This is a genomic window from Okeania sp. SIO2B9 (assembly GCF_010672505.1).
In the GTDB taxonomy this organism is placed as follows: Bacteria; Cyanobacteriota; Cyanobacteriia; order Cyanobacteriales; family Microcoleaceae; genus Okeania; species Okeania hirsuta.
On record NZ_JAAHGK010001024.1, the window covers coordinates 1 to 2,820 of the forward strand.

At 41.6% G+C, this 2,820-nt stretch carries 2 protein-coding genes; both read left to right on the plus strand.

The annotated features are described in order from the left end of the window. The first annotated feature begins 472 nt into the window (after positions 1 to 472). Complete coding sequence (locus F6K13_RS26780; protein WP_287242038.1) at positions 473 to 1,786, plus strand: hypothetical protein; 1,314 nt, start codon at positions 473 to 475, stop codon at positions 1,784 to 1,786. A 53-nt stretch (positions 1,787 to 1,839) separates the two neighbouring features. Next, positions 1,840 to 2,619 carry a S8 family serine peptidase gene (locus F6K13_RS26785; RefSeq protein ID WP_287242041.1) on the plus strand — a complete coding sequence of 260 codons (780 nt, stop codon included), beginning with the start codon at positions 1,840 to 1,842 and terminating at the stop codon, positions 2,617 to 2,619. Positions 2,620 to 2,820: the final 201 nt, after the last annotated feature.

Genomic DNA, 2,820 nt, shown 5'->3' on the forward strand with positions numbered 1-2,820 from the left:
TAGTTATCCCAAGTTTTAGACTAAGGAACTTAGACTAAAACTTGGGATAACTAGAAATTTATTAGACTATAGATATATTTGAGTGTTGAATCAGACAGTAACGCAATTGGTATTAATGCCCCAGAGATGGGAGTTATAAACAAGTGACCTCGACTTGTCAGTCCAAGATTCTTTACTATAAATCTGGGACAACCAGAAATTGATCGCACTATACATATACTTGAGTATTGAATCAGGCAGAAATGCTATTGGCATTAATATCCCAGAAAATAAAAATGCTATAACTTTTGTATAGCAAAATTTTGATCTACATCTAGACCTTTTGAAAAAAAGATTTTTGAGAAATTTGGGAATATTTTCTGTGGCGAAACCGTTAATAGTAACAAGAGGGTTGAAGCATGAAACAATTAAATGCCTCAACTCAAGTCAGAAAAATTATTCGCAAGAATAGAATTTCAACGAGAAAATAATTATGCAAGACTTTTCAAACATTGACTCTACTAGATTAACTCTAGAACCTGGGTTCTTGAAACCTACAGTTTCTGATACAGATCAAATTGCAGACATCGAAAATAGCGAACTGCGTAAGATTGCCAATGATGTTCTAGATGCAGCTAAGTATTCTTTTACAACTGCGGCTGCTAATGTAGAACAACAGGCTCGTCCGGAAACATTGGAGGCAACTTTTCAAGAAGCCATCAAAGGCATGAATGAGGAGAAGCGTGCCAGTGTCCGATCCAAAGCCACCGAACTGACAATGGCACCTCAAGCAATACGAGAGATTCAGTTTGGACGTTACGGAAAACTGAGTAGCCAAGAATATCTCAGCATGGGAATAGATCGCGTTGAAGAAGCAAATGTCTTACCGAAACTCGAAATTGACCAAAAACTTCTGGGATTAAAAACTCCTGTTCTTACCTTACCACAAAGTGTTGCTCAAATGACCGATGCGGGTTTGCTTATTCCTAAAGATCAACTTCCGGCTAGAATTTCCAATCAAACTGATTTTGAGGGAGCAGCTCAAGAGGTTGTTAAAACTTCTGTTGATTCCGAAGTTTATGATGCAGAAAAACTGCAACAAGTTTGGGGGCCTGTCTACTCAGAAGATCCATTCGGAGTGAGTGATTCAGACGACTTTGAAGAACAAGCTGTTACAGACAAACTTGGATTTTATATCACGCGAGTTAAATGTCTTGATGAAACAAACCCAGAGTTCTGGGGAAGTGACGAAATTGCCTTGGCTGGTGTTTCCGTCGATGAAACTGGTGATACGAAGAAGGTTCCTGAAAAATTTATTGGAGGTGGATTTGATGATGGAGATCAAAAAACCTACTCTCCTCATTGGAAATATCACTGGTTCAATATGCGGGAAGGTCAATATTGGCCGAAAGCTTACAAGGTTTCTCTGATTTTGGCAGAAAAAGATAACGGAGGACTTTCCTCAGTTTTGAATACTATTTATGTCAAAATTCGGGATTATGTCAAAAAGGCGATCGCTAAGGCTGTAGCAGGTGCTTTATCCTCTCTAGTCGGGCCGGCAATTGCGAAAGCTATCGGACAAATTACAGCTTGGCTTGTAGACAAGCTGATCGGCTGGATCATCAATTTGTTTAAAGATGATATTTTCCCTGTCAAGGTTCTAAGTTGTACTGTTCCTAGTTTCGGTGCGCGTTGGTATTATCCTAATGGCAAATGGGGTAGCCCAACTTCTGGCATTCGTACCGCTCACTTCTATGGACATGGCGGTCACTACATTATTAACTATTACTGGAAGTTGTACGCCTAAGTGTCCTATCTTCTCGTAGTCTGAACTTTTGATCCCTTTTCCCAGAATTGAGTATGGTTTCTACCCCTTCTCCCGTGAAAAACTCGCAAACCCAACTCGATCTGCGAGAAGTCCTTCGTCATTTTACCTCTAATAGCAGTCATCCAAACCGACTGCGTTGGCATCCGGCTTTGAACAAGGAGGATGGAGCAGGAATGCGAGTCGCACTACTGGACTCTGGGATTTCCGGAACCGATAGTCAACTGCAAAGCGCTCAAATTCGAGCGCGAGATTTCACAGGGTCTGGTGGGGTTTTCGATCCCACTGGACACGGCACAAAAAACGCCAGATTATTGGTTGCTCAGGGAACAAATGGATTTTGGGGATTGGTTCCTGCTTCTGTGCTTTTAGTAGGAAAAGTTCTGGGAACAGGCGACCCACATAGGGGTGCAGAAGCTTTAGCCAAAGGAATTCGTTGGGCTGTTTACGAAAAGGCAGATGTGATTATCATGCCTTTAGGACGAATTCGCGGCACAACTGTTGTAACTCAGGCGGTGCGTCAAGCAATCAAAGCAGGTTGTGTGGTTTTAGCAGCTGCTGGAAATAGGGGTGCTGAGACATTACTCTTTCCAGCTCGTTTATCTGATGTAATTGCCGTTTCAGCGGCAGATATTAATGGTCAACCCTTAAATTGGTGCTGTCAGATGCCGCAAGTCAACTGCTACGCTCCAGGCTTGGAAATAGGAGTTAGAGGCAAGTCTACAAGTGGCTCTTCGGTTGCTACTGTTTTGGCAGGAGGAGTAGAAACGCTCTATTTAGCTTCAGGAGTCAGGCGTTCATTAATTGATAATTGATCATGGATAATTGATAATTACCTCGGGTTTTAACCGTTACGGAATTGAATATTGGGAAATATCATTTCTTCTCTTGGTCTCATGGATATGGCGTTTAGCGTTCCGCACAACATAAAAAAATGTTCTATCTTCAGTCACTTGGGACTTAGGCATAGACCACATATATAGTAGAGTTGTTGGGAAATAACAATTGAACAATGC

Excerpts from the sequence above, each read along its gene's own strand:
- F6K13_RS26785 (WP_287242041.1), top strand. The coding sequence starts at position 1,840 with ATGGTTTCTACCCCTTCTCCCGTGAAAAACTCGCAAACCCAACTCGAT.
- F6K13_RS26780 (WP_287242038.1), top strand. The coding sequence starts at position 473 with ATGCAAGACTTTTCAAACATTGACTCTACTAGATTAACTCTAGAACCT.